The sequence below is a fragment of the Polaribacter sp. 2305UL8-11 genome (genome assembly GCF_058147165.1).
Genome location: NZ_JBYVJW010000071.1, coordinates 1 through 249, shown reverse-complemented (window position 1 = coordinate 249; position 249 = coordinate 1). Strand labels below are relative to the sequence as shown.

General features: G+C 31.3%; 1 pseudogene. It reads right to left on the bottom strand.

The window, feature by feature from the left end:
* Window positions 1-105 precede the first annotated feature (105 nt).
* Window positions 106-204 (bottom strand): annotated as a pseudogene (locus tag ACY2RW_RS16240) (T9SS type A sorting domain-containing protein); the annotation flags it as partial.
* Between the last annotated feature and the right edge of the window lie 45 nt (window positions 205-249).

Below are 249 nucleotides of genomic sequence, written 5' to 3'. Positions count from 1 at the left end.
AATTCCCTATTTTTTGCATTGCTTCTTTACGAGTAATTTTGGGAGCGATATCTTGCGCGTTTTTATCTTGTTTTTTCATGATGTTTTGTCTTAAAATTATCGTTATTATTCTAAAATTATTTTTTGCGTCAATTCTCCTTTTTCTGTTGTAAGTTTCACCAAGTAAACACCATTAGATAGATTTGGTAATTGAACATCATTAACTCCAGAAGATTTGACCGAAGCACCTCACACTTGTTTTCCTAACAT